Here is a 26,386-nt window from a genome sequence, read left to right as displayed (position 1 = left end):
ACCTCGTCTGTCCCGCGGCCCTTCTCCTGGACAGCGGAGCTCATGCGGGGTCTGTCCTCCGGCAGATCGACCGTCTCTCGCGCGGGGGACCTCACCGGGCCGCCGCCGTCCTACGCTCCCCGCCATGTCAGGGATCCGGGCGTGGTGGCAGGGGCTGCCGCTGTGGGCGCGCGACGGGGTGCTCGCGTCGGTCGTGACCGCCGTCGGGCAGATCGAGCTCGTGCTGCTGGCCGACGAGGTGAGCGGGCCGCTGGTGTTGCAGCACCTCGCGTTCGCCGTGATGACGGCGAGCCTGGTGATCCGACGGGCGCGCGCCGTCGCCGCAGCGGTCGTCGTCGCGGTGGGGCTGGCGTTCCAGACGGTGCTGGGCGACGCGCCGGTGGTCGCCGGGTTCGTCGCGCTGCTGATGATCACGTACTCGGTCGCCCAGTACGCCGACCGGCGGCGCGACGCGCTCCTGGGACTGCTCGCGATCGTGGCCGCGATCGAGCTCTACCCCTTCGTGGTCGAGGACGTGAGCATCGGCGACGAGATCGGCAACGTGGCCATCCCGATCATCGTGTGGGTGTTCGCCCGGCTGGCCCGGGAGCGGCTCGACCGGGCGGTCCGGGCGGAGAGGGAGGCGGTGGCCGCACGGACCCGGGTGCGCGAGGGGGAGCTGGCCCGGGAGGCCGCGCTCGCCGCGGAACGTCGACGGATCGCCCGCGAAATGCACGACGTCGTCGGTCACGGCGTGACTCTGATGCTGCTGCACACCGACGCGGCCCAGGCGAGCCTCGGTGGTCGTGAGCCGGCGACGGCGCAGGCGCTGGACGTCGTCCTCGCCGCCGGGCGGACGGCCCTGGCGGACCTGCAGCGTCTCCTGCGCGTCCTGCGGGACTCCGGCGGCGATCCCCCGGGCGGGGAGCCGTGCAGTCTCGCCGCGGTCGCGGGCCTGGCCGAGGGGGCGGCGTCCGGCGGCCGGGACGTGGCGGTGACCGTGGACGGCCGGGTGCGGCCGCTGCCGGCGGCGGTGGAGGCCACCGCCTACCGGGTGGTCCAGGAGTCGATCACCAACGCGCTGAAGCACGCGCCCGGCGGACGGATCCGCGTCCGGGTGCACTACGGCGAGCAGGCGGTGGAGGTGGAGGTGACCGACGACGGGGGCGGCAGCTCCGGCGGAGCGCGGGGCCGCGGCTTCGGTCTGGCCGGCATCCGGGAGCGCGTCGCGCTGTTCGACGGCCGCGTCAGCGCCGGGCCGCGCGACGACGGACCCGGCTGGCGCACCTCCGCCGTCCTGCCGGTCCCCGCACCGGAACCGGCCCCGGCATGACGGTGCGGATCCTGCTGGCCGACGACGAGGCGCTCGTGCGGGCCGGGCTCCGGATGATCCTCGAGGCCGAACCCGGCCTGGAGGTGGTGGGCGAGGCGGCCGACGGCGTGGACGCGCTGACCATGTGCCGCGAGCTGCGTCCCGATGTCGCACTCGTCGACATCCGCATGCCGAAGCTCGACGGCATCCAGGCGGCCCGGCGGATCACGGCGGACGCCGGCAACCGCACCGCCGTCGTCATGCTCACGACGTTCGACGCCGACGAGCACGTGGTCGAGGCGCTCCGTGCCGGCGCCACTGGGTTCCTGCTGAAGTCGATGCCGCGCGAGCAGCTGGTCGCCGCCGTCCGGACCGCCGTCAGCGGGGACTCGCTGCTCGCACCCACCCTCCTCCGCCGGCTGCTCGACGACTTCGTCGGCCGCGCCGATGCGAGACCGCGGCCCGCCCCCGGCATCGACCAGCTCACCCCGCGCGAGGAGGAGGTCCTGCGGCTGGTCGCCCGGGGCCTGTCCAACGCCGAGATCGCCGCCGGTCTCGTCCTCGGCGAGGGCACGGTGAAGACGCACGTCGCCCGCGTGCTGGCCAAGCTCGGCGTCCGGGACCGGGTGCAGGCCGTGGTGGTCGCGTACGAGTCCGGTCTGGTGCGGCCGGGCCGGCCCTGAGGCGGTTCCCGGACCGCTCTCCACGCTCCACTGCGAATGGTGACGACCGCAGTCACCCGGCGTGACGGCCCGACGGGAGTGGCCCGGCTGACGGGTGAACTTGTGAGGCGATCGCGCCACGGGTGAGCTGCATCACGGTGGGATACGCGCCCCCGGTGGCGACGGACGCCGCCCGGCCCGTGGAGCGCCCGTGTCGCAGGTCCGCCCCTCCCGCCTCCTCCTCGCCGTCGTGGTCGTGACCCCGGTGCTCGTCATCGGCACGCTGTCGTCGGCGCCGCCGTCAGAGGGGGCCCCGGGGCCTCATGTCTCCACGCCGGCCGCGGCACCGGAGGAGCCGGCCGCCGCGCCCCCGCTGCTGGTCATCGGGCACCGGGGGGCCTCGGGCTACCGGCCCGAGAACACCCTGGCCGCCTACGAGCTCGCCGTGCACATGGGCGCGGACTACATCGAGACCGACCTGGTTCCCACGGCGGACGGCGCACTGGTGGCCCGGCACGAGAACGAGCTGACCGGCACCACCGACGTCGCGGAGCACCCGGAGTTCGCCGCGCGCCGCACGACGAAGAGCATCAACGGGGTCGCCGTCACCGGGTGGTTCACCGAGGACTTCACGCTCGCCGAACTGCGCACCCTCCGGGCCGTGGAGCGGCTGCCCGACCTGCGCGAGGAGAACGCGCTCTACGACGGCCTCTTCCTCGTGCCGACCTTCGGCGAGGTGCTCGAGCTGCGGGAGACGCTCAGCCGGACCACCGGCCGGGAGATCGGGGTCTACGTCGAGCTCAAGCACCCCAGCTACTTCGACGGCATCGGCCGCTCCCTGCAGGAACCGCTCCTGGCCGCGCTCGGGTCGGCCGGGCTGGACGCGCCGGGCTCTCCGGTCGTCGTCGCGTCGTTCGAGACGACGGCGCTGCGCGAACTGCACGCCGAGGCGGCCGACGTGCCGCTCATGCAGCTCGTGGCGGGCGGGGGTGCCCCCTACGACCTTGTGATGGCCGGTGACCCGCGGACCTACGCCGACCTGGCCACCCCGGAGGGCCTGGCTGTCCTCGCCGAGTACGCCGACGTGGTCGGCCCGGACAAGGGCTGGGTGATCGCGGACCCGGGGGACGGGAGGCCGGCGGTGCCCACCTCGTTCGTCGCCGACGCCCATGCCGCGGGGCTGCTCGTGCACGTCTGGACGTTCCGCAACGAGAACGCCTCCCTCCCGGCCGACCTCCGGGAGGGGGTGCGGCCGGAGGACTTCGGGCAGGCGATCACCGAGCAGCTGCGGTTCTGGGAGGCCGGGGTGGACGGGCTGATCGTCGACCACGCCGACACCGGCGACCTCGCGCGTGACCTCTTCCTGGCACGGGCAGAGGACGCCGTGGCCTGAGCCGCTAGACCGCCGGCTCGGCGACCAGGGAGCCGGCGGAGTGCTCCTGGCGGAGTGCGGTCTTGAGCACCTTGCCGCTGGGGTTGCGGGGAAGGGCCGCGACGACCGAGTACTCGCGCGGGTTCTTGTAGCGGGCCAGCTTCTCCCGGCAGTACGCCGCCAACTCCTCGGACGTCGGTGGGTCGGCCGGGTCGCGCGGCGCGACCACCGCCAGCGGGGCCTCCCCGTACCGGCTGTCGGGGACGCCGATCAGCGCCACCTCGCCGACCTTCGGGTGCGCGGCGAGGACGTTCTCCACCTCGGCGCAGTAGATGTTCTCCCCGCCGGAGATGATCATGTCCTTCTTGCGGTCGACGACGTAGAGGTAGCCGTCCTCGTCCTGGCGCACGAGGTCGCCGGAGTGGAACCAGCCGCCGGCGAAGGCTTCCGCCGTCTCCTCCGGCTTGTTCCAGTACTCCTTCATGACCATCGGGCTCCGGTAGACGATCTCGCCCACCTCGCCCGGTGGGACGTCGTCCATCGCGTCGTCCACCACGCGGACCTCCACGTTGAGGATCGGGGTGCCCACCGAGCCGATCTTGCGGACCGAGTCCTCGCCGCGCAGGAGGCAGGTGACCGGGCTGCACTCGGTCTGCCCGAACGCGGTGACCACCTCGGCCTGGGGGAACGCGTCGATGAGCGAGCGCAGCAGCGTGGTGGAGGCGGGGGCGGCACCCCAGGACACCCGGCGCAGGTGCGAGAGGTCGCGGGACGCGAGGTCGGGGACGGCGAGCACGGCGGCCCACATCGCGGGCACCAGGAAGATGCTCGAGACCTTCTCCCGCTCCATCATGTCGAGGGTCTCGGCCGGGTCGAAGGCGCCCGACCGCATGATCACGTTGGTGCCGCCCAGCAGCAGCGGCGGCAGACCCCCGGCGAGGCCGGCGATGTGGAACAGTGGCGCCCCCGGCACGCCGACCCGGTCGTCGGGGTCCCAGCCGAGGGTGGTGATCTGGCTGAAGACGTGCATCAGCAGGTTGCGGTGGGTGAGCACCGCGCCCTTGGGTCGGCCGGTCGTCCCCGACGTGTACATGATGAAGGCCGGCTCGGTCTCGTCCACCACGACGTCGAGGGGCTCGTCCCCGGCCGCGGCGAGCGCCTCCTCGTAGTCCGCACCGATCACCAGCGTGGTCGTGACCGAGGGCGCCTGCTCGCAGGCCTTCGTGGCCGTCTCGGCCAGCGGTGCGTCCACGACCAGGGCGACGGCGCCGCAGTCGGTGAGCACGTAGGCGACCTCGTCGGCGACCAGCCGGAAGTTGACCGGGACGACGATCGCGCCCAGCCGCACGCCCGCGAGGTAGGCCTCCCAGGCCTCCATGCCGTTGAGCGCCAGCACGGCGATCCGGTCGCCACCTCCGACCCCGCGCTCCTGCAGGGCTCGGGCCAGCCGGGTCACGCGCTCGTCGAGCTCCGCGTAGCTGCGGCCGGTGCCCTCGAACCGCAGCGCCGGCACGTCCGGCTGTTTCCGCGCGTGCCGGGCCAGCTGGTCGCTCATGGTCATGCCCCGGCCCTGCAGAGGCGGAATGGGGACGATCACGGGAACTCCTCGCCGGACTCGGATGTGACCGGCGTCATGCTGTCCGGGCCGGCCGCGGCCGGTCAACCCTGACCGCCTGAGGGGCGTTTATGGCCATAAACGCCCCTCAGGCGCGTCGAGGGCCAGCATCCGGACGGCGAGCCGCTTCCACAGCGCCAGATGCGGGTCCGTGGCGGCGGGCCGGTCCTCGAACGCGTAGACCAGTGCGACGCCTCGCATGCTGGTGAACAGCAGTTCGGTGAGGTCGGTGTAGAGCGGGGCGCCGGCGATCTCGGCACCCCAGATCCCGTGGGCCACCGCCGCGATCGCCGCGCGCAGTCGCCGTTCCTCGCCCCGGAGTGCCGCCCGCAGGGCCGGGTCGGTGCGGGCCGCCGTCCACAGCTCCATGGCCGCCCAGAACGGGGGCTCCTGGAAGGTCGTCCACATCAGGTCGATGGCCCGGTCGACCCGTTCCCGTCCGGTGGGCCCGTCGTCCATGAGGGACGCGGCCCGGCGCCGGACCTCCTCCAGCTGCGTCGTCGCCAGGTGCTCGGCCGCGGCGACCAGCAGCTCGGCCCGGGACGGGAAGTGGTGCAGCAGTCGGCCGCGGGACACCCCGGCGCGGGCCTGGACGGCCAGGGTCGAGGCGCCGGCGTAGCCCTCCTCGACCAGGCAGGCGACGGCGGCGTCGAGGATCAGCAGCCGGCTGTCGGCGGTCCGCTCCGAGCGTGAGCGGGGACCCGGGACGGCGTCCTGGGGCACGGGCTCGGCGGTCATCCGGCGAAGCGTAGGCCGACACGGCGGCCCGCAACAGTCACCGTTGACCGTTACGGGTGGCGGCTGTCACGCTGCGCCCGTCCCGCTCCCGTGGCGCTTATGGCCATAAGTGCCGCACCAGGTTCTCGGCGAGAGGTGCGCCTGCATGGACTTCGACGACAGCCCCGACGAGGCCGAGTACCGCGCGCGGGTCCGGGACCTGCTCGAGCGGCACGCGGCGGACCTGCTGCACCTGGAGGCCGGTCAAGAGGGCGTCGACGCCCGCACCCACGAGGCGGAGATGCGGCGGACCCAGCGGGTGCTGGCCGAGGTGGGACTGGTCGGCGTCACCTGGCCGCGGGAGTACGGCGGCCAGGGCGGGACGCTCGTGCAGCAGGCGATCGTCTCGCAGGAGCTGGCCCGGGCGCGGGTGCCGGCGCTGATCAACCACATCGGCATCGGGATGTGCGGCCCGACGGTCATCGCGCACGGCAGCCAGGACCAGCGCGACCGCTATCTCGCCCGGCTGCTGCGCGCGGACGACGTCTGGTGCCAGCTGTTCAGCGAACCGGCGTCGGGGTCGGACCTGGCGGCGCTGCGCACGACGGCGGTGCGCGACGGCGACGACTGGGTGGTGAACGGCCAGAAGGTCTGGACGACGCTCGCCCACGTCGCCGACCACGGGATCCTGCTGACCCGCACCGACCCGGAGCGCCCGAAGCACGCCGGCCTGACGATGTTCGTCGTCGATCTGCACGCACCGGGCGTCACCGTCCGGCCGCTGCGCCAGATGGGCGGGCAGTCGGACTTCAACGAGGTGTTCTTCGACGACGTCCGCATCCCCGACAGCGAGCGGCTCGGCGAGCCCGGCGAGGGCTGGCGGGTCGCCCTGACCACGCTCATGAACGAGCGGGTCGCCATCGGCGGCGCGGGGGGCACCATCGGCCTGCCGGTCGAGGCGTTCGTGCAGCACGCCCGCGAGCGGCTGCCCGCCCTCGATCCCGAGCGCCAGGTGCTCGCCCGGCAGGCGGTCGGCCGGGCGGTGGTCGCCGCGCTCGGTGCCCGCTACACCGGTTACCGGCGGCTGACCGTGCTCAGCCAGGGCGGGATCCCCGGACCCGAGGCCAGCGCCGGCAAGCTCGCCGGCACGGAGGCCGCCCGGCTGGTCGCCGACGCCGGCGTCCGGCTGCTGGGGGACGACGCCGTCTACGCGGCCACGGGTGACGGCGACGACCGCTGGCAGCGCACCCAGTCCTGGATCCCGGGCATCGCCATCGCCGGCGGCACCGACCAGGTGCTGCGCAACATCATCGGCGAGCGGGTGCTCGGCCTGCCGCCGGAGCCGCGCAGCGACAAGACGGCCCCCTTCTCGGGAGGACGGCGATGAACTTCGACCTCGACGACGACCAGCGGGACATCGCCGCGGGGGCCCGCGACTTCTACCGGGGATCGGCGTCGCCCGCCGCGGCGCGTGCGGGGCTGGAGGGCGGCCGGCTCGAGCCCGGGCGCAAGGCGCTGGCCGACATCGGTTTCCTCGGCATCACCGTGCCGGACGAGTCCGGCGGCGCGGGCCGGTCGGTGCTGGATCTCGCCGTCGTCGCGGAGCAGGGCGGTGCGGTCCTCGCCGCGCCGTCGCTGGTCACGGCGGCACGGGCCGCGGTCCTGCTGTCCGGCGAGCCGGAGCTGGCGGCGCAGCTGGCCGACGGGTCGACGGCGTTCGCCGTGCTCGACGGCGACCCGGACGAATCCGCCCCGTCCGTCGACGCCGCCGACGCGACCGCCTTCCTCGCCCTGGACGGCGGTGATCTCGTGCTGGGGGAGGGGGAGGTGGTGCCCGGCCGGCCGCTGGACGCCACTCGCGGGCTGGCGTCGGTGCGCCTGTCCTCGCGCCGGGTATTGGCGGCCGACGCGGGAGAGCTGTGGGCCCGCGCCCGCCGGGTGGCCGCGGTCGTGATGGCCGCCGAGGACCTCGGCGGCGCCGACCGCTGCGTGCAGCTCGGCGTCGCCTACGCCCAGGAACGCGAGGCGTTCGGCCGGAAGATCGGCTCGTACCAGGCCGTGAAGCACATGCTCGTCGACGCCTGGGTCGGCGTCGAGCAGCTGCGCTCGCTGGTCTGGTGGGCGGCCTGGGCGGCCGACGCGAACCCCGCCGAGCTCCCGCTGGCCGCCGCGGCCGCCAAGGCGTGCGCCGCCAGCGTGTTCGAGCAGGCCGCCGGGACGCTGATCCAGGTGCACGGCGGCATCGGCTTCACGTGGGAGCACGACGCGCACCTGTTCTGGCGGCGCGCGAAGGTGGACCGGCTGCTGCTGGGCGACGAGGCCGAGCACCTCGACGCCGTCGCCCGGATCGCCGTGGCCGGAGCCCTCGGCGGGTGATGACCGGTGCGTTTATGGCCATAAACGCACCAACGACAGGAGGACGACGACGGAACTCACCGAGCTCCGCTACGAGGTGTCCGGCGGAGTCGCGACCGTGCGGCTCCATCGCCCCGAGCGGCTGAACGCCTTCACCCTGACCATGGCCGACGAGCTGGCCACCGTGGCGGCCGCCGCGGACGCCGACGACGACGTCCGGGTCGTGGTCGTGACCGGCTCGGGACGGGCGTTCTGCGCCGGGGCCGACCTGGGCGGCGGACCGGACACGTTCGGCGGCCGTCGCACGCGCGTACGGCCGCCGGGGCCGCTGAGCCAGGACATCGACGGCGTTCCGCGGGACGCCGGCGGGGTGGCGTCGCTGCCCTTCGCGGCGCTGCGCAAGCCGGTGATCGCCGCGGTCAACGGGCCCGCCGTCGGCATCGGGGCGACGTTGACCCTGCCGATGGACATCCGGATCGCGGCCGAGTCCGCCCGGTTCGGGTTCGTGTTCGGCCGGGTCGGCATCGTGCCCGAGGCGGCGTCGTCGTGGTTCCTGCCCCGGGTCGTCGGCATCAGCCAGGCCATGGAGTGGGTCGCCACCGGTCGGGTCTTCGACGCGGCCGAGGCGCTGCGCGGCCGGCTGGTCTCCCGGGTGGTGCCCGACACCGAGCTGCTCCCGACCGCCTACGCGCTCGCCCGCGAGATCGTCACCACCACCAGCGGGGTCGCCGTGGCCGCGGCGCGCCAGCTGCTCTGGTCGATGCTCGGCGCCTCGTCGCCGTGGGACGCCCACCGCGCGGAATCGAGGGCGCTGGTCGAGCTGGGGGAGGGCCCCGACCCGGCGGAGGGGGTCGCGGCCTTCCTGGAGAAGCGCCCGCCGCGGTTCCCCGCCCGGCTCGACGACGGCGCCGTCGCCGGCATCCCACGCTGGCCCGCCCCGCCGGACGATGTCGTTGCGTCGTCCTGACCCCGCGTGTCAGCTGCCGAGACCGGCTTCGCGGGCGCGGGTCATCGCCTCGGCGCGGTCGGCGACCTGCAGCTTCGCGAAGATCGCCGACACGTAGTTGGCCACGGTCTTCGGGCTCAACGACAGCTTCCGGGCGATGGATGGGTTCGGGTGGCCGTGCGCGATCAGCCCGAGGATCTCCCGCTCGCGGTCGGTGAGCTCCGGGAAGGCCTTCGGCGCCGGGCGGGACTGGGCGAAGAACGCCAGCACCCGCCCGGCGACCGCCTGGCTGAAGATCGCCTCCCCCCGTGCCACCGCTCGGATCGCACCGAGCAGCTCGTCCTCGTCGGCGTCCTTGAGCACGTAGCCGCGGGCGCCGGCGCACAGCGCGAGGAACACCGACTCCTCGTCCTCGAACAGGCTGAGCACCAGGACGCGCACGCCTGTCTCGGCCGCCACGATCTCGCGCGTCGCCTCGATGCCGCTGATCCCGGGCAGCTGCAGATCCATGAGGACGACGTCCGGTCGCAGCTCCCGAGCCCGCGAGACGGCGTCCTCGCCGGAGACCGCCACCCCGGCGACCGAGAAGTCGGCGGTCGCCTCCAGCAGCGCGACGACGCCCTTGCGGAAGAGGGGGTGGTCCTCGACGACGAGCACCCGCAGCGGCGTCACGGTCGCGCACCTCCCGGCAGCGGCAGGTGGACGAGCACGCGCGTGCCGCCCTCCGGTATGTCCTCCACCACGCACGTTCCGCCCATCTCCGCCGCGCGCTCCCGCATGGACGCCAGTCCCACCCCCGGGATCAGCTCTTCCGGCAGACCCCGGCCGTCGTCGGCGACCTCGACCACGAGCAGCTCCGGCTCCGTGGTCAGCCGCGCGGTGCAGGCCGATGCCCGTGCGTGCCGGACGACGTTGGTCAGCGCCTCCTGGGCCACGCGGTAGGCAGCCACCTCGATGGCGGCCGGCAGTGCGGGCAGCCGGGCCGGCACGTCCACCGTGATCCGCGGCCCGCCCTTCTCGGCGCCCACGGTGTCGGCCAGGCGCTGGAGTGCGCCGACCAGCCCCAGCTCGTCGAGCGCCGGAGGGCGCAGTCCGTGGACGAGCCGGCGGATGTCGGCGATCGCGTTCTTCAGCTCGCCGCGCAGTTCACCGGCCAGGACCTCGGCGGACGCGGGATCGGTGGTGATCAGGCCGCGCAGCACGCCCGTCTGGACGGTGAGCCCGGCCAGCTGGGCGCCGAGCCCGTCGTGGAGGTCGCGGCGCAGCCGCCGCCGCTCCTCCTCCCGCGCGGCCACCAGCCGCTCACGGGAGCGCTGCAGGTCGGCCGTGAGCCGGACGGCGGAGACGGCCACGCCGGCCTGCCGCGCGAGGTCGGCGAGCAGCCGCCGGTCGGCCGGGGTGAAGGTCGTCTCGCCGGAGCGCAGGCCGAGGACGAGCGAGCCCACGGTCGCGCCGTGATGCAGCAGCGGCAGGGCGACCGTCTCGGGAACCGGCTCGCCGGCGGCGACCGGCGGGGCTCCGTCGTCCAGGCGGATCGCGGTGTAGGGCAGCCGCAACGCCTCCCGCACCGCCGACACGATCGTCGGCAGCACCGCGTCCGGGGCGAGCGTCCTCTCCAGCCGCTCGCCGAGCTCCGCGAGGGCGGTGTAGGGCTCGTCCCGTCGTCCGTAGAGCAGCCGGTCGACGGCTCGCTGCAGCCGGTCCCGCGCGGGAGCGAACAGCACCGCGACCAGCCCGGTGGCGATGACGGAGACCACCAGGTCGTCCTCGCGGCGCAGCAGCGCACCGAGGTAGCCGACGACGAGCACGTAGACGCCGACCACGAGCACGGTCAGCGCGGCGTACACGAGCGTGCGGTTGATGACGACGTCGATGCCGTCCAGCCGGTACTTCAGGACGGCGGCGGCGACGGCGACCGGCACGGCGATCAGCAGCCAGAAGAAGACGACGTTGCCGAGCCATGGCAGCACGCCGTCCAGGGGTGAGAGCACGGCCGGTGCCACGGCGAACAGGAACCACTTGATCTGCTGCCGCTCGTCGCCGCGCGACCTGCGGAAGCGGACGACGACCGAGGCGACCGCGCCGATCAGGGCGATGGCGAGCAGGCCGCTCAGCAGGCCGAAGACAGGCAGCTCCTCGACCGCCGCCAGCCCGTCGATGCCGATCGGGTTGTCGATGCGGTAGTCGACCTCCTGCCCGGTGAATGTCTCGCGCAGCATCCCGAGCAGGCACGACGTCGTGACGGACACGACGGCGAGCGCCGCTACCGGCCACCACCGACGCGACGGCAGCCGGCCGTCGGGGAACAGCAGCACCAGCGCCACGAACACCAGGCCGAGGACCACGAACCAGTACCAGCTCTGCAGCCAGGCCCCGACGACGGCGACTGCGTCCGGCCGTCCCTCCGTGGTCATCACCCAGGCGGCGTACATGTCGCCGACCGCACCGAGAACCAGTACGACCGGGGCGGCGGCCAGCACCCAGCCGACGGCGTTGTGCGGCCTCCTGGCCAGCAGCAGCGCGCCCATGGCAGCGAAGAGGGTGAAACCGACGAAGATGGGCAGGCCCTCGCCAGGGTCGAGGGCGGGACCCGCGAGCGCCCGGTCGAGCAGGACGTAGGCGACGACGCCGGCGACGTAGAGCGGCACCACCGCCCACGCGCACACCCGAGGCAGCAGGCCGGCGTCGCCGGTCGACTGCGCCCCTGTCTTCCCCGGAGCGGGCAGGGGAGGCGCCGCTGTCACCTCGGTCGTCACCTGGTCACCTCCTCCCGGCGTCCGCACGATGCGCGCCGCGCGGGCGGTCGTCAACGGAGGGCCGCGCCGCGACGGCACGGCCCTCCGGGGGCGGTCAGGACGCGGTCACCGGCTCGCGGTCGGCAATGCGCCGGACCTGGGCCAGCGAGCGGCCGAGCAGCACCCAGGCGATGCCGGTCGGAACGCTGATGGAGGCGAAGAACCAGGCGTCGTTCTCGGAGCCGACCGTCGACCCGAGCATGCCGATGGCGATGCCCAGCGGCAGGGCGAGGGCGAGCACCAGCCCGGCGGCCCGGGCCAGCCTGTCGCGGCGCCGGCGCAGAACCACGATGCCCAGCAGGAGCGAGCCCACGACGGACACAAGGAACCCGATCAGGAACATGGCGTGACCGACGGGGACCTCCCCGCCGCCGGTGGTGAGCGACGCGACCTCGATGCCGTTGCCGACCGCCATGGCGGCGAGGCCGACAGCCGTCAGGGCCATGCCGACGGAGCCGACCCGTCCTGCGTCGGAGCCCAGGGCCCGGCGCAGTGCATCCAGGCCGACGAGGATCAGCGCCGGCGGCAGCACCAGGAAGATCCAGTCGGATGCAGCGACGGCGACGGCGCCCAGCGTGCCGGTCTCGTCGTCGCCGATCATCTCCGCCGCGCCGAAGGCGAGCGGCATCAGTGCCCAGAGGGCCCCGCCCAGCATCCCGGTCCGCGCGCGTCGCGACGTGATGCTCTCCGTGGTGGTGGTCATGGTGGTCATGGTGGTCATCGGGCTTCTCCGTGGTCGGCGGTGGCTGTGGTGCGACCACCGTCCGGCTCGGGAACTCCCGGGCGGCAGGGCACGCACTCCCGGGTGATCCGGGAAATGCGTCCCGCAGCGGGTGGGCCTGGGCCGTCCCGCGGCTCCGATCCCGGTTTGTCCCCAGCCCCTGCTGGGGCAGGAGCGCGACGTGGACACCCAGATCACGCTGCGGGTGGACGGGGCGGCGCAGCCGCTGACCGTCGACACCCGGACGACGCTCCTGGACGCGCTCCGGGAGCGGCTGCGCAACACCAGCCCGAAGAAGGGCTGCGACCACGGCCAGTGCGGTGCCTGCACGGTGCTGCTCGACGGCCGCCGGGTCAACAGCTGCCTGGTCCTGGCCGTCACCGTCGGGGACGCCGAGGTGACGACGTCGGACGGGCTGGCCGAGGGCGGCCGGCCGCACGCCCTGCACCGGTCCTTCGTCGAGCACGACGCCTTCCAGTGCGGCTACTGCACGCCGGGGCAGGTCTGCTCGGCCGCCGGTGTCCTCGCCGAGGCGCGTGCGGGGTGGCCGAGCGCGGTCACCGCGGACCTGGCGGCCGGCGACGTCGAGCTCAGCGATGCCGAGATCCGCGAGCGCATGAGCGGCAACCTCTGCCGCTGCGCCGCCTACGCCAACATCGTCCCGGCCGTGGCCGCCGTCGCCGAGTCGTCGGGGGTGCGGCGGTGAGGGAGTTCCGCTACGAGCGCGCTCCCGACGTCGCCGGTGCCGTGGCGCTCCTGGCCGGCGCGCCCGAGGGCGCTTTCCTGGGCGGCGGCACCAACCTGGTCGACCTGATGAAACTGGGCGTCGCCACCCCCGACGTGCTGGTCGACGTCCGCGAGCTGGTGTCCCGCGAGATCACCGAGCTCCCCGACGGCGGCCTGCGGATCGGCGCCGGCGTCCCGAACGCCGACCTCGCCGCGGACCGGCGGGTCCGGGAGCGCTTCCCCGTGCTGGCCCAGGCGCTGCTCGCCGGCGCCTCCGGGCAGCTGCGCAACCGGGCCACCACCGGCGGCAACCTCCTCCAGCGCACCCGGTGCGGCTACTTCACCGACGTCACCAAGCCGTGCAACAAGCGGTCACCCGGCAGCGGGTGCGGCGCGTTGGAGGGCGTGCACCGCAACCACGCGATCCTCGGCCAGACGATCGCCGGCTCCGCCGGTCCCGCGACCTGCGTCGCCACCCATCCGTCCGACATGGCGGTGGCCATGGTGGCGCTGGACGCCGTCGTCCGGGTGCTCGGGCCCGACGGCGAGCGCAGCCTCCCGCTCGCCGGCCTGCACCGGCTGCCGGGCGACGACCCCTCGCGGGACACCACGCTGCGGCACGGAGAGCTGATCACCGCGATCGACCTGCCGGCCCTGGGCATGCCCTCGCGCTACCGCAAGGTGCGCGACCGGGCGTCCTTCGCCTTCGCGCTGGTGAGCATCGCCGCGGCGCTCCGGGTCGAGGACGGCGTCGTCCGCGACGTGCGGCTCGCCCTCGGAGGAGTGGCGCACAGGCCATGGCGGGCCACCGCCGCCGAATACGTGCTGCGCGGCCTGCCGGCCACCGAGGCCTCCTTCGCCGCAGCCGCGGAGTCGGAGCTCGAGGAGGCCACCCCGCTGCGGGACAACGGCTTCAAGGTGCCGATGGCCCGCAACCTCGTCGTCCGCACCCTGCTGGACCTGTCGGAGGCGCTCCGATGACCACGGTGGACCGTCTCGTCGGTGCCGGCATCGACCGGATCGACGGGCCGGCGAAGGTGCGCGGCACCGCGCCCTACGCCTACGAGCACGACCCGGGGGAGCCCATCGCGCACCTCGCGGTCGTGCAGAGCACCGTCAACCGGGGCCGGATCAGCCGGATGGACCCCACCGCCGCCGAGGGCATGACCGGTGTTCTCGCCGTCCTCACGCCGGCGAACGCGCCGCGGCTGGGGGAGGGGCTGGCGTCGGATCTGCCGGTGCTGCAGTCGCTCGACGTGCACTACCAGGGGCAGGTGGTCGCCGCCGTCGTCGCCGAGACGTCGGAGATCGCCACGGCGGCGGTCGGGGCGGTCGTCGTCGAGTACGCCGCGGAGCCGCCCGACGTCGCGCTGAGCACCGACCGCCCCGACCTCTACGCGCCGCCGAAGCTCATGGCCGGGTTCGCCACCGACTCGGTGATCGGCGACGTCGACGGTGCGCTGGCGGCCGCCGCGGTCAGCATCGACGCGACCTACGAGACGCCGACCCAGCACAACAACCCGATCGAGATGCACACCTCGATGGCCCGCTGGGACGGCGACTCGCTGACGCTCTGGGACGCCAACCAGGGCCCGCACAACATCGTCAACGACCTGGCCACCGGGTTCGGCATCGAGGCCGGGCAGGTGCGGGTGATCTCGCCCTACGTCGGTGGGGCGTTCGGCTCGAAGGCCTTCACCCATCCCAACCAGATGCTCGCCGCGATGGCGGCCCGGGTGGTGGGCCGGACGGTGGTCTTCGAGCTGAGCCGGCAGCAGATGTTCTCGTTGGTGGGGCACCGGACGCCGACGATCCAGCGGCTGCGGCTGGGAGCCGATCCCGAGGGCCGGCTGTCCGCGATCAGCCACGAGGTCGTGGAGCACACCTCGCGGATCAGCGAGTTCGCCGAGCAGACCGCCACCCCGACCCGCGTCCTGTACGCCGCACCCCACCGGCGGACGACGCACCGCCTGGCCCGGCTCGACGTCCCGCCGCCGACGATCATGCGTGCGCCGGGGGAGACCCCGGGCATGTTCGCGCTCGAGTCGGCGATGGACGAGCTGGCCGTCGCCCTGGGGCTGGACCCGGTCGAGCTGCGCCTCCGCAACGAGCCGGAGCGCGACCCGGAGCGGGACGTGCCCTGGTCCACCCGCAACCTCGTGGAGTGCCTGCGCACCGGGGTGGAGCGCTTCGGCTGGGCCGGCCGCGACCTGCGGCCCGGGATCCGCACCGACGGCCGCTGGCTCGTCGGCACCGGCGTCGCGTCGGCCACCTACCCGACCCGGCGGCGGAAGGCGCAGTGCCGGATCTCGGTCGACGGAGCGGGGCGGTACACCGTCGAGATCGACGGCTCCGACATCGGCACCGGCGCGTGGACGGCCCTGTCGCAGATCGCCGCCGACGCCCTGCGCACCGACCTCGGCTCGGTCGAGCTGCGGATCGGGGACAGCCGGCTGCCGTTCGCCGGCGGGGCGGGTGGATCGACCGGCCTGGCCTCCTGGGGGACGGCGATCGTGTTCACCGCCCGCGACCTGCGGACCCGGCTGGACGAGGAGTACGGCGGGCAGCTGCCGGCCGACGGCGTCACGGTCGAGGGGGAGCTGGCGGGCGAGTCACCCGCGGCGAAGACGCACTCGCTGCACGCCTACGGGGCGCACTTCGTGGAGGTGCGGGTGGACCGGGACACCGGCGAGGTGCGGGTTCCCCGGGCGACCAGCGTGTTCGACGCCGGGGTGATCGTGAACGCCAAGACCGCGCGCTCCCAGCTGCTCGGCGGCTTCTGCATGGGCGTCTCGATGGCCCTGCACGAGGAGTCGGTCACCGACGAGCGGTACGGCCACTACGTCAACCACGACCTGGCTGAGTACCACGTGGCCACCAACGCCGACATCGGCGAGATCGACATCTCCTGGCTGGACGTCGACGACCAGCTGGCCAACCCGATCGGGCTCAAGGGCATCGGCGAGATCGGCATCACCGGCGCCGCGGCCGCCGTCGCCAACGGCTACTGGCACGCGACCGGCCTGCGCATCCGCGACCTGCCGATCACGCCCGACAAGTACTTCCGGTGAATGAAGCCCGGCCGAGCGGGGTGGCCCGTGGCGCGGGGGCCGGAGGCCTCCCGGCGCGGGGCACGGCGGAGCTCAGCGCAGCAGGGGGACGGCACCTGGTCGCGGTGTGGCGCGGAGCGTCACGGTGTCTTGGCATCGAGGTGGCGCAGCAGGGTCTCGCCGACGTCGCGCATGTTCTCGACCTGCTGCCGGCTCAGCTGGTCGAACAGGTGGATGCGGACGCCCTCGACGTGCACGGGCGCGGCCGCCTCGAGCGCGGCGAAGCCGTCGTCGGTGAGGACGGCGAGCTGACCGCGCCCGTCGTCGGGGCACACCTGCCGGCGCACCCAACCGCGTTCCTCCAGGCGGGAGACCGCGTGGGACAGCCGGCTGCGGGAGGAGAGGCAGCGGTCGGCGAGCTGGCTCATCCGCAGCATCCGGCCTTCGGTCTCCGACAGCGCCACGAGGATCTCGTAGTACGCATGGGAGACCCCCGTCTCGTGCGTGAGCTCCCGGTCCAGCCGGTCCAGCAGCAGCTGGGCGCTGTAGAGCCAGGCCCGCCAGGCCCGCTGCTCGTCGGCGTCGAGCCACCGGGGATCACCCGGCGGCGGGACGTCGGGGCCGTCGGTGGGTGCGGACGACACGTGCGCGGTCATGTGCACAGCGTACTAGCGGAATAGATGAGCCTTCAACTACGCTACGGTCCAGCAGAAGGTCAAACGCTCAACGACTCGGAGGTTCTTTCCATGACCAGCTCCACCACCACCCAGATCCCCGGCTACGTCGTCGGCACGTGGGACATCGACGCCAGCCACTCGACCGTCGGCTTCTCCGTCCGTCACATGATGGTCAGCAAGGTCCGCGGCTACTTCCGCGACTTCTCCGGCGAGATCGTCACGGCAGAGGACCCCGCGCAGTCCAGCGTCACCGCCCGCATCAACATGGACTCGATCGACACCCGGCAGGAGCAGCGTGACGCGCACATCCGCTCCGCCGACTTCTTCGACGTGGGCAACCACACCGAGATGACGTTCCGCTCGACCGCGGTGGCCACCGACGGCGCCGACTGGACCGTCACCGGTGACCTGACCATCAAGGGCATCACCAAGCCGGTCACCCTCGAGCTGGAGCTCAACGGCTTCGGCCCGGACGCCTACGGCGGCACGCGCGCCGGGTTCTCGGCCACGACCGAGATCTCCCGCAAGGCGTACGGCGTCGACATCGACATGCCGATGGACGGCGGTGGCGTCGTCGTCGGCGACAAGATCACCGTCGAGCTCGAGATCGAGGCCGTGCTCCGCACCGTCTGATCCGCACACGCCGCCCCGCCGATGATCAGGTTCCCTGATCGTGCGGTGTCCTCCCTCACGGCAGAACGTGAGGGAGGACGCTCGACGATCAGGGAACCTGATCGTCGAGCAACGGCAGGGGCTCGGCGAGCGACCAGTGGCCGTCGCGAACCGACGTGTCGGCCAGTTCGAAGCTCGTCGCGTAGGGACGGAAGTCGACCTCGCGGTTGACCGCGTACAGCACCTTCGGGGCGACCAGGAACAACGCCAGGGCCTGCTCGGTGACGTACCGGTCGATGCGATTGGCGGCCACCACCTGGCGCAGCTGCGAGGTCTGCGCGACCAGGTCGGCGAACAGCCGCTCGAACACGGGATCCACCGGCCCGGCCCGGAACTCACCCGACCGCCCGACGAATCCACGGTGCAGTTCCAGCGGGGGCACGTCCACGGACTGGCTGCCCTGCTCGAGCAGCAGGACGTCCCAGTTCCGTGGTCCCTTGCCGGCGAGCGCCCGCCGCGTCTCCCGCTCGTCGTCCCTCCGCAGCACCGACACCTCCACGGTCACGCCCAGGGTCAGCCGCCACTGCTCGGCGACCACGGCGGCGACTGCTCCCCAGGCTTCGAACGCGGCCAGGCGGAGCGGCCGCTCCGCGCCACCGGCCGCCTGCCACAGCCGTGCCGCCTCCGCCGCGTCGTGGCGGTAGGGGAGAAGCCGGTCCGGTGCCCGGTGGGCCACGGTCAGGGGGGTCGGAGGGGTCAGCCCCGCCAGCGGCCGCGCCAGTCCGCCGAACACGTCCCGGACGAGCCCCGCCCGGTCGATGGCGAGGTTCAGCGCCCGACGGGCCCGGACGTCGGACAGCGGCAGGCCGTCCGCGTCCCGGTCGATGACACCGGCCAGGGCACGCACCGCGTCGACGGTCACCAAGCGAGCGTGCCGCGAGCCGCGCACCCGCGCGGCCGATGCGTGCGGCACCTCGGTGACGATGTCGACCTCACCGACGGAGTCGCAGACCAGGTCCAGAGCGGTGCCTGCGTCGAGGTCGTTGCGGAACTCCACCTCGGCCAGGCGTGGGCCGCGCTTCCGGTCCCAGTAGTGCGGGTTGGCGCGCAGCCGGACGGTGGGCGAGCGGTGCTCGGTCTGCAGCCAGGTGCGGTCCTCGCCGTCGGTGACCACCGCCTCCGTCTCGATCAGTGATCGGCCCTCGACGAGGGTGAAGGCTCCCGAGGCCCACGGCCCCGGCGCATCGATCACCTACCAGTGGCCCTCGCCGGAGGAGTCCCGGGCGTACCCGAAGCCGAGGTCCCGCCAGAACCGCTCGCTCATGACGTGCGTCGCCCGCAGCTTGCCGAGAGCCAACCCGTCCACGGCCGGCAGGTGCAGCCGCACCGTCCGGTCGTCGACGACGGCGACCCGGGTCCGCCGGTCGATGTTGAAGTGGGTGCCGGGCGGGTGCGGCGACTGCCAGCGGAACTGCTCCTCAGCGGCCCGGCGCACCGACTCGGCGGTCACCGCGGTGCCGTCGGCGAACCGATTGCCGTCGCGGACCCTGATCTCCAGCGTCGTCCCGTCCCGCCACCGGTATCGGCTCATGGCGGCGGGACGGACCTTGCCCCGCCGAGTGACCCGAACGGGCTCTTCCACCGTGTTGTAGGTGATGTAGAGCCAGTTCAGGGGGCTCGGGTCGACCACTCGCACCGAGCCGCGTGGCCCGGGTCGCGCGCGGCCGGCGAGCCGTTCGAGCACGCTCACCGCAGCCGCACCGGGCCCGCGTCGATGGCGGTGCGGAAGAGCTCGTAGGGCTTGCGCCGCACGTCCTGGCCGCCCTGGTACTTCGACTGCCGGTACAGCTGGTTGGCCGTGACGTAGAGATGCCCGTCGGCGGCGACCGACATCGTGTCGGGCCAGAGCAGCCGGTCGTCGTGCAGCACGGTCTCCCAGCTGCCGTCCGGCAGCCGGCGGTGGACGGCGTTGTGCTCGCCGTCGGTCACGTACAGGCGGCCGGCGTCGTCGGTCTCCATCCCGTCGCCCGCCGACCCCTTGTCGCCCTCGTCGACGACGGTGGCCGACACCTCGTCGTCCGGCACCGACCGGTCGGTCAGGGCATCGGTGGCGACGCTGTACCAGCGGCGCGAGGCCAGCGGGCAGTAGAAGAGCCGCGCGCCGTCGGCCGAGATCGCGATGCCGTCGGCGCCCATCGTCACCGGCGAGGTCCCGCCGTCCTCGTCCCGCTCCAGGAACTCCCGGCCCTCCACGACCATCCGCAGGTCCGGCGGCTGGAGGGCCTTGGTCGACGGATGGTCGTGCAACCGCCGCCACGACTCCCCGGTGGCGAGGTCGACGACGATGATCCCGTTGGGGCCGGAGTCGGCCGAGTCGGTGATATAGGCGACGCCTGCCTCGCCCCGCCGCAGGTCGAAGCGGACGTCGTTGAGGTACGTCGTCTCCAGCGCCACCGACGGGTCGAAGGTGATCACCTGGGCCACCGAGTCGGTGTCCAGGTCGACGCGGACCAGCTTCGGCCCGCCGGGCTCGGTCGGCTCGAACATCGGGCTGCCGGTGTCGAGCACCCACAGCCGGTCGGCCGGGTCGACGACGATGCTCTGCACCGAGACGAAGGCGCCCGCGTCGTCCTTTCCCGACGGGGAGTTCCACGCCTCGTCGGGGAACGGCACCTCCTGCCCGTCGCGTAGTTCCACCACGGTGGCCGGGGGATCGTCACCCCACTGGGGAAAGTTGACGAAGATCCGGCCGGTGTGCGAGACGCTCACGCCGGTCGGCATCGGCCCGGTGAATGCGTGCACGAGCTCGAGCTCGCCGATCGGTTCGTCGCGTGCGAGCTCGCTCATCCGAGCGTCCCCGGGCGGAGCAGGACCTTGGTCCAGCCGTCCTCGCGGTTGTCGAACCGCTCGTAGCCGTCGACCGCCTCGTCCAGGGTCAGCTCGTGGGACACGATCAGGCCCGGGTTGGCGCGTCCGGTGATGATCAGGTCCCGAAGCTGCCGGTTGTACCGCTTGACCGGCGCCTGGCCGGTGCCCATCGACTGGCCCTTGGTGAAGAACTGGCCGTACTGGAAGGGGATGCGTCCCTCCTTCGCCAGCTCGCTGTTCGCCCCCGGATCCTGGGGCACGTAGACGCCGACGACGCCGATCCCGCCGGTGGCCCGCACGACCTGCACGAGGTTGTCCAGGACCAGTTCCGGGTGTTCCTCGCCGGACGGGTCGTGCGCCTGGTAACCGACGGCTTCCACCCCGCGGTCGACGCCGACACCGTGGGTGGCGTCCATCAGCTGCTCGACCGGGTCGCCCGTGCTGAAGTCGATGCCGGTGGCGCCGAACTTCTCCGCCAGCGCCAGCCGGTCGGGCTCCTTGTCGACGACGAAGACCTGCGAGGCGCCACGCAGCATGGCGCTGTGCGCGGCCATGAGCCCGACCGGCCCGGCGCCGAACACGGCCACCCGGTCACCCGGCTGCATCCCCGAGAGCTCCACCCCGTGCCAGCCGGTCGGGAAGATGTCCGACAGCATCGTGAAGTCGTTCTCGTGCTCGGTGCCCGGCGGCAGGTGCAGCGCGTTGAAGTCCGCCCACGGCACCCGCAGGAACTCCGCCTGCCCGCCGTCGTACGGGCCCATGTTGGCGTAGCCGTAGGCCGCGCCGTCCATGCCCTCGGTCGGATTCGAGCGCAGGCAGAACGACGTCCAGCCCTGGGTGCAGTTGCGGCAGGTGCCGCAGGCGATGTTGAACGGCAGGACCACCCGGTCGCCGACCTGGAGCCGGTCGACGCCGGAGCCGACCTCCTCGACGACGCCCATGTTCTCGTGGCCGAGGACCTTGCCCTCCTCGACGCTGGTCCGGCCCTCGTACATGTGCAGGTCCGAGCCGCAGATGTTGGTCGTGGTGATGCGGACGATCGCGTCGGTCGGTGACTGGATCGTCGGGTCGGGGACCTCTTCGACGGCGACGTTCTTCGTGCCCTTGTAGACGACGGCCTTCATGGCAGTGCTCCTTCGTTGTCGTGGGGCTCGGTCAGAGCGTTGCCGCGAAGGCCTGGGTGAAGTGCCGCGCAGCCTCCTGCTGGGCCTGCTCGGCCTTGTCGAGGACGGCGGAGGCGCCGAAGAACTCGTGCATCACACCCTCGTAGTACCGGTGCGTGGTGGGCACGCCCGCCGCCTCGAGGTTCTTCGCGAACTGCTGGCCCTGGCTGCGGAGCGGGTCGCGCTCGTCGGTGATGACCAGCGTCGGCGGCATGCCCGCCAGCTGGTCGGTCGACCAGCCGAGCAGGTCGATCCGCGGGTCCTTGGCGGCGTCCGGCTTGCCCTCGAAGGCGTGCATGGCCATCCAGCTCAGCAGCGCCCGGTTCAGCGGTCGGCCGTCGGCGGCGTCCTCCATGGACTCGCCGAACTGCTCGCCGGTGGTGACGGGGTAGACGCACACCTGGGCCGCCGGCATCGGCTGGCCGTTGGCGGCCAGCTGCAGACAGGTGGCCGGCGCCATGTTGCCGCCGACGGACTCCCCGCCGATCCCGATCCGGGAGGCGTCACCCCCGAAGGACGCGGCGTTCTGGAGCACGTAGTGGTACGCGGTGAGGACGTCGTCGTGCGAGGCGGGGAAGACCGCCTCGGGTGCCCGGCGGTAGTCGGGGGAGACGACGATCGCGCCGGTCTTGTTGGTCAGGCCGCGGCAGGACGCGTCGTAGTGGTCGTCGATGGTGAACAGCACCCAGCCGCCGCCGTGGATCCACATGATGACCGGCAGCGGACCCGTACCGGCGTTCGCGGGCTTGTAGACCCGCAGCCGCATCGTGCCGCCGGCGGCGTCGGGGATCTCCAGGTCCTCCACCGAGCCGACCGGCTCCGGGCCCTCGATGCCGCGCTCGGCCATCACCTTCTGGACCGCGTCCTTGGGGCCGGGCTGCTTGCGCGCCTCGGTGGGCGTCAGGGTCTCGAACGGCAGCGGGCCGAGGGAGGAGTGGGCGTCGACGATGGCCTGCGCCTGCGGGTCGAGCAGCCCGCTCGGGTCGGTGGCCAGCTCCTTGTTCGTGCCCGACACGGCGTCGCGCGCGAGGTCGAGAGGGGCGGCGAGTGCGCCGGCGACCTTCTCCTTGATGCCGCCGGACGGCGCCTTCGGGTGCGGCCGCGTCGGACCGCGGCGCTTGGCGGTGATGAAGTCCTTGCCCAGAGTCGCCATCCGCTCGGCCCCGACCTTCTGCCGGAACTCGGGCAGCTCGTCGTTCTCCTCGTCCTGGACGTGGTGGCGCACCTCGGCGATGAGCTCGGTGAGCGACTGCTCGAACTCGGCCTCGCCGGGCTCGGTGCGGCCGAGGACGACGAGCAGCTCCTTCATCTTCTGGTGCTCCTGCGTGGCGTCGTCCAGCTCCGCCTTCATCCCGACCTCCTTCCAGATCGGGTAGATCACCGTCTCCTCGGCGAACGCGTGCATCGACAGCTCGGCGGTGATCTGGTCGACCAGGACCCGGCGGTTGCCGCGGCCGGCCTCCAGGTGCTGGAACTGCCGCTCGACGATCGCGTGGTCGTCGGCGATCAGGTGGTCGATGTCGCCGGGCAGGGTCGCGTAGGACAGAGGCATGTCGACAACTCCTCGATGCGTTGGGGGTCGCGCCGGGCAGACCTTCCACCGACGCAGGATCGATCGGCTCCTACCCGATGGGGTGCCGCCCACTCGACCTCGACGCACGTTCATGCGGCCGTAACGCTCTTGGCCGGCGGTCACGGCGCCGTGATCGTGGGGGAGGAGGGGAGACTGGTCGACATGTCGATGTCGACCCTCGCCCGCACCCGGTTCCCCTCCGCCGTCCTGGTCGCCGTCGGCCTGGCCGCCGGTTTCGGCGTCGCGCAGGGCACCGGGATCCGCGCGCTCGGGGGTGCGGTCTTCGCCGCTGCGGGCCTCGCGGCCGGCGTCCTGTGGGTGCGCCGGCGGGGACCGGGTCCCGCCGTCGCGCTCGCCGCGCTCTACGTCGGCTCCTTCGTCCTGGCCCACGTGCTGGCGATCGGCGTCGGGCTGCCGGCCTGGCTGGCGGTGAGTCTGGTCACCCTGACCGCCGCCGGGGTGACGTTCGGGGTGGCCGACGCCTCTCGGGCGCGGAACGCCGCTCGCTGAGCGACTACCATGGGAAGGTCGCCGCCCAGGCGGCTGTTGCACGAGATGCCGCGCGCCGACGCCGTGGAATCCCCGAATCCTTCTGAGGTGCCCTTCCGCATGCCCACTCGCGACGACCTGCGCAACGTGGCGATCATCGCCCACGTCGACCACGGCAAGACCACCCTGGTCGACGCCCTCCTCCGCCAGGCCGGCGCTCTCGGGCGCGCCAAGGGCGAGGGGACGGACAACGACTCCACGCAGGACCGCGTGATGGACTCGATGGACCTCGAGCGCGAGCGCGGCATCACCATCCTCGCCAAGAACACCGCCATCCACCTGGCCGACGAGAACGGCAACCCCGTCGTCGTCAACATCGTCGACACCCCGGGCCACGCCGACTTCGGGGGCGAGGTCGAGCGCGGTCTGTCGATGGTCGACGGCGTCGTCCTCCTGGTGGACTCCTCCGAGGGCCCGCTCCCGCAGACCCGCTTCGTGCTCCGCAAGGCGCTGGGCAAGGGCCTGCCGGTCATCCTCGTGGTCAACAAGACCGACCGTTCCGACGCGCGCATCGGCGAGGTCGTCGACGAGACCTACGAGCTGTTCATGGAGCTGCTCGAGGACTCCGGCATGGACGTCGACAACCTCGACTTCCCGATCGTCTACAGCAACGGCAAGACCGGGCAGGCCTCGCTCACCCGGCCCGCCGACGGTGAGTCGCCCGACAGCCCCGACCTGGGGCCGCTGGTCAAGACGCTCCTCGACACCATCCCGGCGCCGGTCTACGACGCCGAGGAGCCGCTGCGCGCGCAGGTCACCAACCTCGACGCGTCGCCCTACCTCGGCCGGCTGGCGCTGCTGCGCATCCACTCCGGCACGATGAAGAACGGCCAGCAGGTCGCCTGGTGCCGCACCGACGGCACGATCAAGAACGTCAAGATCACCGAGCTGCTGGTCACCGAGGGCCTCACCCGCACGCCGGCCGACAGCGCCGGCCCCGGCGAGCTGGTGGCGATCGCCGGCATCGAGGACGTCATGATCGGCGACACCCTCGCCGACCCGAGCGACCCGCGCCCGCTGCCCCCGCTGACCGTCGACGAGCCCTCGATCTCGATCACCATCGGGATCAACACCGCGCCGCTGTCGGGCAAGTCGGGCAAGAAGCTCACCGCCCGCCTGATCAAGAACCGCCTCGACCAGGAGCTGGTCGGCAACGTCTCGGTGCGCATGCTGCCCACCGACCGCCCCGACACCTGGGAGATGCAGGGCCGCGGCGAGCTGGCGCTGGCCATCCTCGTCGAGCAGTTGCGCCGCGAGGAGTTCGAGCTGACCGTCGGCCGGCCCACCGTCGTCACCAAGGAGATCGACGGCAAGCTGCACGAGCCGGTCGAGCGGGTCACCATCGACACCCCGGGCGAGTACGTCGGCACGCTGACCCAGGCCCTCGCCGTCCGTCGCGGCCGGCTGGAGAACCTGGTGCACCACGACACCGGCTGGGCGCGGATGGAGTACATCGTCCCGTCGCGTGGCCTCATCGGGTTCCGCACCGAGTTCCTGACCGAGACCCGTGGCACCGGCGTCCTCAACCACAACCTCGAGGGCTACGAGCCGTGGCTGGGCGACATGCGCGCCCGCCCGACCGGATCGCTGGTCGCCGACCGCCAGGGCGTCGCGACCACCTACTCGATGTTCTCGCTGCAGGAGCGCGGCTCGCTCATGGTGCAGCCGGGCACCGAGGTCTACGAGGGCATGATCGTGGGTGAGAACTCCCGTCCGGACGACATGGACGTGAACATCACCAAGGAGAAGAAGCTCACCAACATGCGCAAGTCCACCTCCGAGGAGCTGGAGCGGCTGATCCCGCCGCGCATCCTGAACCTGGAGCAGGCGCTGGAGTTCTGCGCCGAGGACGAGTGCGTCGAGGTCACCCCGGCGACGGTGCGCATCCGCAAGGTCGTGCTTGACCAGACCGAGCGCGGCAAGGCCAAGAACCGCAAGCCCAAGCCCGTCTGAACGGTGCCCCGAACGGCAATTATGGCCATAAGTGCCGTTCGGGGGCGTGCTCGGGCGGGCACGGGTCGTGACGACGGGCCGGGGGACGCCGACCCGCCCGCCGCCACCTGAGCAGGGCGCCGGTGTCGGCGGACGTACGTTCGTCTCGGGTCCGTGTGCCGCGGACCGGGCGAGCGACGAAAGGCGGCCGAGCGCTGATGGCGGCGATCACCCGAACGGCTCCGGATGCTGGTTTCCGAGGCGGGATCGATGTCCGGGTGAGTCTTCGGGACGGCGCCGGCGACGGGGCCTCGGCCTTCGACGGCGCCTGGTTCCCCCGTGGGCGCGACCTCGCCGTCGAGCTGCCGGAGCTGATCGCGGAGTTGGGCCGGCGCGGCCTCCGGGTCGAGCGGTTCACCTACGCCCTCGAGGCCTGGTCCCCGGTGGCGCGCAAGATCGAGGTGCAGGGCCGCATCGTGCGCACCGGCGGTTTCCGCAGCATGGACTCCGGCGTCGTCTGCCTGACGTGGCCCGGCGGCACCCGGAGAGCGGACCTGCTGGTCGTGCCGCCGGAGACCGACGTCCTGACCGGCGCCCGCGCGCTGCGGCTGTGCACCCGGCGGGGGCTGCCCCGCTCGCCGCAGATGGTGCTCGCCGCGGCCCGCTCCACGCCACTGCCGCAGGTCCCGGAGTACCGCCGCGCGGTGTGAGAGAGGCGCCGATGAGCCCTACGCCAAGGGCGAACCGGCTGGACGGCGGGGG

The 26,386-nt window shown here is 73.0% G+C and carries 23 protein-coding genes and 1 pseudogene; 13 read left to right on the top strand and 11 right to left on the bottom strand.

The window, feature by feature from the left end; genetic code table 11:
• Positions 1 to 124 precede the first annotated feature (124 nt).
• From FHU33_RS19010 to FHU33_RS19000, 3 genes are all read left to right on the top strand, one after another.
• On the top strand, positions 125 to 1,312 hold the full coding sequence (locus FHU33_RS19010; RefSeq protein ID WP_142026778.1) for a sensor histidine kinase: 1,188 nt from the start codon (positions 125 to 127) through the stop codon (positions 1,310 to 1,312).
• Positions 1,309 to 1,974: a response regulator gene (locus tag FHU33_RS19005; RefSeq protein ID WP_142026777.1), complete on the top strand. Its 666-nt coding sequence runs from the start codon at positions 1,309 to 1,311 to the stop codon at positions 1,972 to 1,974. The genes FHU33_RS19010 and FHU33_RS19005 overlap by 4 nt, the downstream gene beginning before the upstream one ends.
• A gap of 190 nt (positions 1,975 to 2,164) precedes the next feature.
• Positions 2,165 to 3,346, top strand: coding sequence for a glycerophosphodiester phosphodiesterase family protein (locus tag FHU33_RS19000; protein ID WP_142026776.1), 1,182 nt, complete (start codon positions 2,165 to 2,167; stop codon positions 3,344 to 3,346).
• A gap of 4 nt (positions 3,347 to 3,350) precedes the next feature.
• On the opposite strand, the gene FHU33_RS18995 is transcribed toward FHU33_RS19000, so the two are convergent.
• Complete coding sequence (locus FHU33_RS18995) at positions 3,351 to 4,922, bottom strand: long-chain-fatty-acid--CoA ligase (protein ID WP_142026775.1); 1,572 nt, start codon at positions 4,920 to 4,922, stop codon at positions 3,351 to 3,353.
• An 87-nt stretch (positions 4,923 to 5,009) separates the two neighbouring features.
• On the bottom strand, positions 5,010 to 5,678 hold the full coding sequence (locus FHU33_RS18990; RefSeq protein WP_142026774.1) for a TetR/AcrR family transcriptional regulator: 669 nt from the start codon (positions 5,676 to 5,678) through the stop codon (positions 5,010 to 5,012).
• A 145-nt stretch (positions 5,679 to 5,823) separates the two neighbouring features.
• Here FHU33_RS18990 and FHU33_RS18985 point away from each other — a divergent pair, with 145 nt between their 5' ends.
• The 3 genes and pseudogenes from FHU33_RS18985 to FHU33_RS18975 all read left to right on the top strand — a co-directional run.
• Positions 5,824 to 7,044 carry an acyl-CoA dehydrogenase family protein gene (locus FHU33_RS18985; protein ID WP_142026773.1) on the top strand — a complete coding sequence of 407 codons (1,221 nt, stop codon included), beginning with the start codon at positions 5,824 to 5,826 and terminating at the stop codon, positions 7,042 to 7,044.
• On the top strand, positions 7,041 to 8,033 hold the full coding sequence (locus FHU33_RS18980) for an acyl-CoA dehydrogenase family protein (protein ID WP_142026772.1): 993 nt from the start codon (positions 7,041 to 7,043) through the stop codon (positions 8,031 to 8,033). The genes FHU33_RS18985 and FHU33_RS18980 overlap by 4 nt, the downstream gene beginning before the upstream one ends.
• Positions 8,034 to 8,100: 67 nt before the next feature.
• A pseudogene (locus tag FHU33_RS18975) lies at positions 8,101 to 8,979 on the top strand (enoyl-CoA hydratase-related protein); the annotation flags it as partial.
• A gap of 9 nt (positions 8,980 to 8,988) precedes the next feature.
• On the opposite strand, the gene FHU33_RS18970 reads toward FHU33_RS18975, so the two are convergent.
• The 3 genes from FHU33_RS18970 to FHU33_RS18960 all read right to left on the bottom strand — a co-directional run bounded on the left by FHU33_RS18970 (position 8,989) and on the right by FHU33_RS18960 (position 12,474).
• Positions 8,989 to 9,630 (bottom strand): response regulator, encoded by a 642-nt coding sequence (locus FHU33_RS18970; RefSeq protein ID WP_246063854.1) that lies wholly within the window; start codon positions 9,628 to 9,630, stop codon positions 8,989 to 8,991.
• Positions 9,627 to 11,714 (bottom strand): GAF domain-containing sensor histidine kinase, encoded by a 2,088-nt coding sequence (locus FHU33_RS18965; RefSeq protein ID WP_142026770.1) that lies wholly within the window; start codon positions 11,712 to 11,714, stop codon positions 9,627 to 9,629. Before FHU33_RS18965 ends, FHU33_RS18970 begins: the two co-directional genes overlap by 4 nt.
• Before the next feature lie 94 nt (positions 11,715 to 11,808).
• Positions 11,809 to 12,474 (bottom strand): hypothetical protein, encoded by a 666-nt coding sequence (locus FHU33_RS18960; protein WP_142026769.1) that lies wholly within the window; start codon positions 12,472 to 12,474, stop codon positions 11,809 to 11,811.
• 181 nt (positions 12,475 to 12,655) lie between these two features.
• Between FHU33_RS18960 and FHU33_RS18955 the strand changes: the two genes are divergently transcribed.
• The 3 genes from FHU33_RS18955 to FHU33_RS18945 are packed head-to-tail and all read left to right on the top strand — an operon-like array spanning position 12,656 to position 16,271.
• Complete coding sequence (locus FHU33_RS18955; protein ID WP_142026768.1) at positions 12,656 to 13,180, top strand: (2Fe-2S)-binding protein; 525 nt, start codon at positions 12,656 to 12,658, stop codon at positions 13,178 to 13,180.
• Positions 13,177 to 14,181: an FAD binding domain-containing protein gene (locus FHU33_RS18950; RefSeq protein ID WP_142026767.1), complete on the top strand. Its 1,005-nt coding sequence runs from the start codon at positions 13,177 to 13,179 to the stop codon at positions 14,179 to 14,181. The genes FHU33_RS18955 and FHU33_RS18950 overlap by 4 nt, the downstream gene beginning before the upstream one ends.
• Positions 14,178 to 16,271, top strand: a complete 2,094-nt coding sequence (locus FHU33_RS18945; protein WP_142026766.1) for a xanthine dehydrogenase family protein molybdopterin-binding subunit — start codon at positions 14,178 to 14,180, stop codon at positions 16,269 to 16,271. The genes FHU33_RS18950 and FHU33_RS18945 overlap by 4 nt, the downstream gene beginning before the upstream one ends.
• Before the next feature lie 119 nt (positions 16,272 to 16,390).
• On the opposite strand, the gene FHU33_RS18940 is transcribed toward FHU33_RS18945, so the two are convergent.
• A complete protein-coding gene (locus FHU33_RS18940; RefSeq protein ID WP_142026765.1) occupies positions 16,391 to 16,906 on the bottom strand; it encodes a MarR family winged helix-turn-helix transcriptional regulator in 516 nt (171 codons plus the stop codon).
• Positions 16,907 to 16,996: 90 nt separating this feature from the next.
• On the opposite strand from FHU33_RS18940, the gene FHU33_RS18935 reads away from it, so the two are divergent.
• On the top strand, positions 16,997 to 17,560 hold the full coding sequence (locus tag FHU33_RS18935; protein WP_142026764.1) for a YceI family protein: 564 nt from the start codon (positions 16,997 to 16,999) through the stop codon (positions 17,558 to 17,560).
• Between the two features lie 88 nt (positions 17,561 to 17,648).
• Here the strand turns inward: FHU33_RS18935 and FHU33_RS18930 are convergent, their stop codons facing one another.
• From FHU33_RS18930 to FHU33_RS18910, 5 genes are read right to left on the bottom strand one after another with little or no spacing between them, the layout of a single operon-like run.
• A complete protein-coding gene (locus tag FHU33_RS18930) occupies positions 17,649 to 18,791 on the bottom strand; it encodes an ABC transporter substrate-binding protein (RefSeq protein WP_142026763.1) in 1,143 nt (380 codons plus the stop codon).
• Complete coding sequence (locus FHU33_RS18925; RefSeq protein ID WP_142026762.1) at positions 18,792 to 19,289, bottom strand: ABC transporter substrate-binding protein; 498 nt, start codon at positions 19,287 to 19,289, stop codon at positions 18,792 to 18,794.
• Entirely contained in the window at positions 19,286 to 20,386 is a 1,101-nt protein-coding gene (locus FHU33_RS18920; protein ID WP_142026761.1) for an L-dopachrome tautomerase-related protein, read from the bottom strand. Before FHU33_RS18920 ends, FHU33_RS18925 begins: the two co-directional genes overlap by 4 nt.
• Positions 20,383 to 21,531 (bottom strand): glutathione-independent formaldehyde dehydrogenase, encoded by a 1,149-nt coding sequence (locus FHU33_RS18915; RefSeq protein ID WP_142026760.1) that lies wholly within the window; start codon positions 21,529 to 21,531, stop codon positions 20,383 to 20,385. Before FHU33_RS18915 ends, FHU33_RS18920 begins: the two co-directional genes overlap by 4 nt.
• A 31-nt stretch (positions 21,532 to 21,562) precedes the next feature.
• The gene (locus FHU33_RS18910) at positions 21,563 to 23,122 is read right to left on the bottom strand and encodes an alpha/beta hydrolase fold domain-containing protein (protein ID WP_142026759.1); all 1,560 of its coding nucleotides are present in this window, start codon (positions 23,120 to 23,122) and stop codon (positions 21,563 to 21,565) included.
• Positions 23,123 to 23,305: 183 nt separating this feature from the next.
• On the opposite strand from FHU33_RS18910, the gene FHU33_RS18905 reads away from it, so the two are divergent.
• The 3 genes from FHU33_RS18905 to FHU33_RS18895 all read left to right on the top strand — a co-directional run bounded on the left by FHU33_RS18905 (position 23,306) and on the right by FHU33_RS18895 (position 26,334).
• The gene (locus FHU33_RS18905) at positions 23,306 to 23,653 is read left to right on the top strand and encodes a hypothetical protein (protein ID WP_142026758.1); all 348 of its coding nucleotides are present in this window, start codon (positions 23,306 to 23,308) and stop codon (positions 23,651 to 23,653) included.
• A gap of 99 nt (positions 23,654 to 23,752) precedes the next feature.
• On the top strand, positions 23,753 to 25,645 hold the full coding sequence (gene typA, locus FHU33_RS18900) for a translational GTPase TypA (RefSeq protein ID WP_142026757.1): 1,893 nt from the start codon (positions 23,753 to 23,755) through the stop codon (positions 25,643 to 25,645).
• A 257-nt stretch (positions 25,646 to 25,902) separates the two neighbouring features.
• Positions 25,903 to 26,334, top strand: a complete 432-nt coding sequence (locus FHU33_RS18895; RefSeq protein ID WP_246063853.1) for a DUF5994 family protein — start codon at positions 25,903 to 25,905, stop codon at positions 26,332 to 26,334.
• The last annotated feature ends 52 nt before the right edge of the window (positions 26,335 to 26,386 follow it).

The organism is Blastococcus colisei (assembly GCF_006717095.1).
GTDB lineage: Bacteria > Actinomycetota > Actinomycetes > Mycobacteriales > Geodermatophilaceae > Blastococcus_B > Blastococcus_B colisei.
The sequence above is the reverse complement of the archived record's forward strand: the minus strand, read 5'-3'. Positions and strand labels throughout refer to the sequence as shown.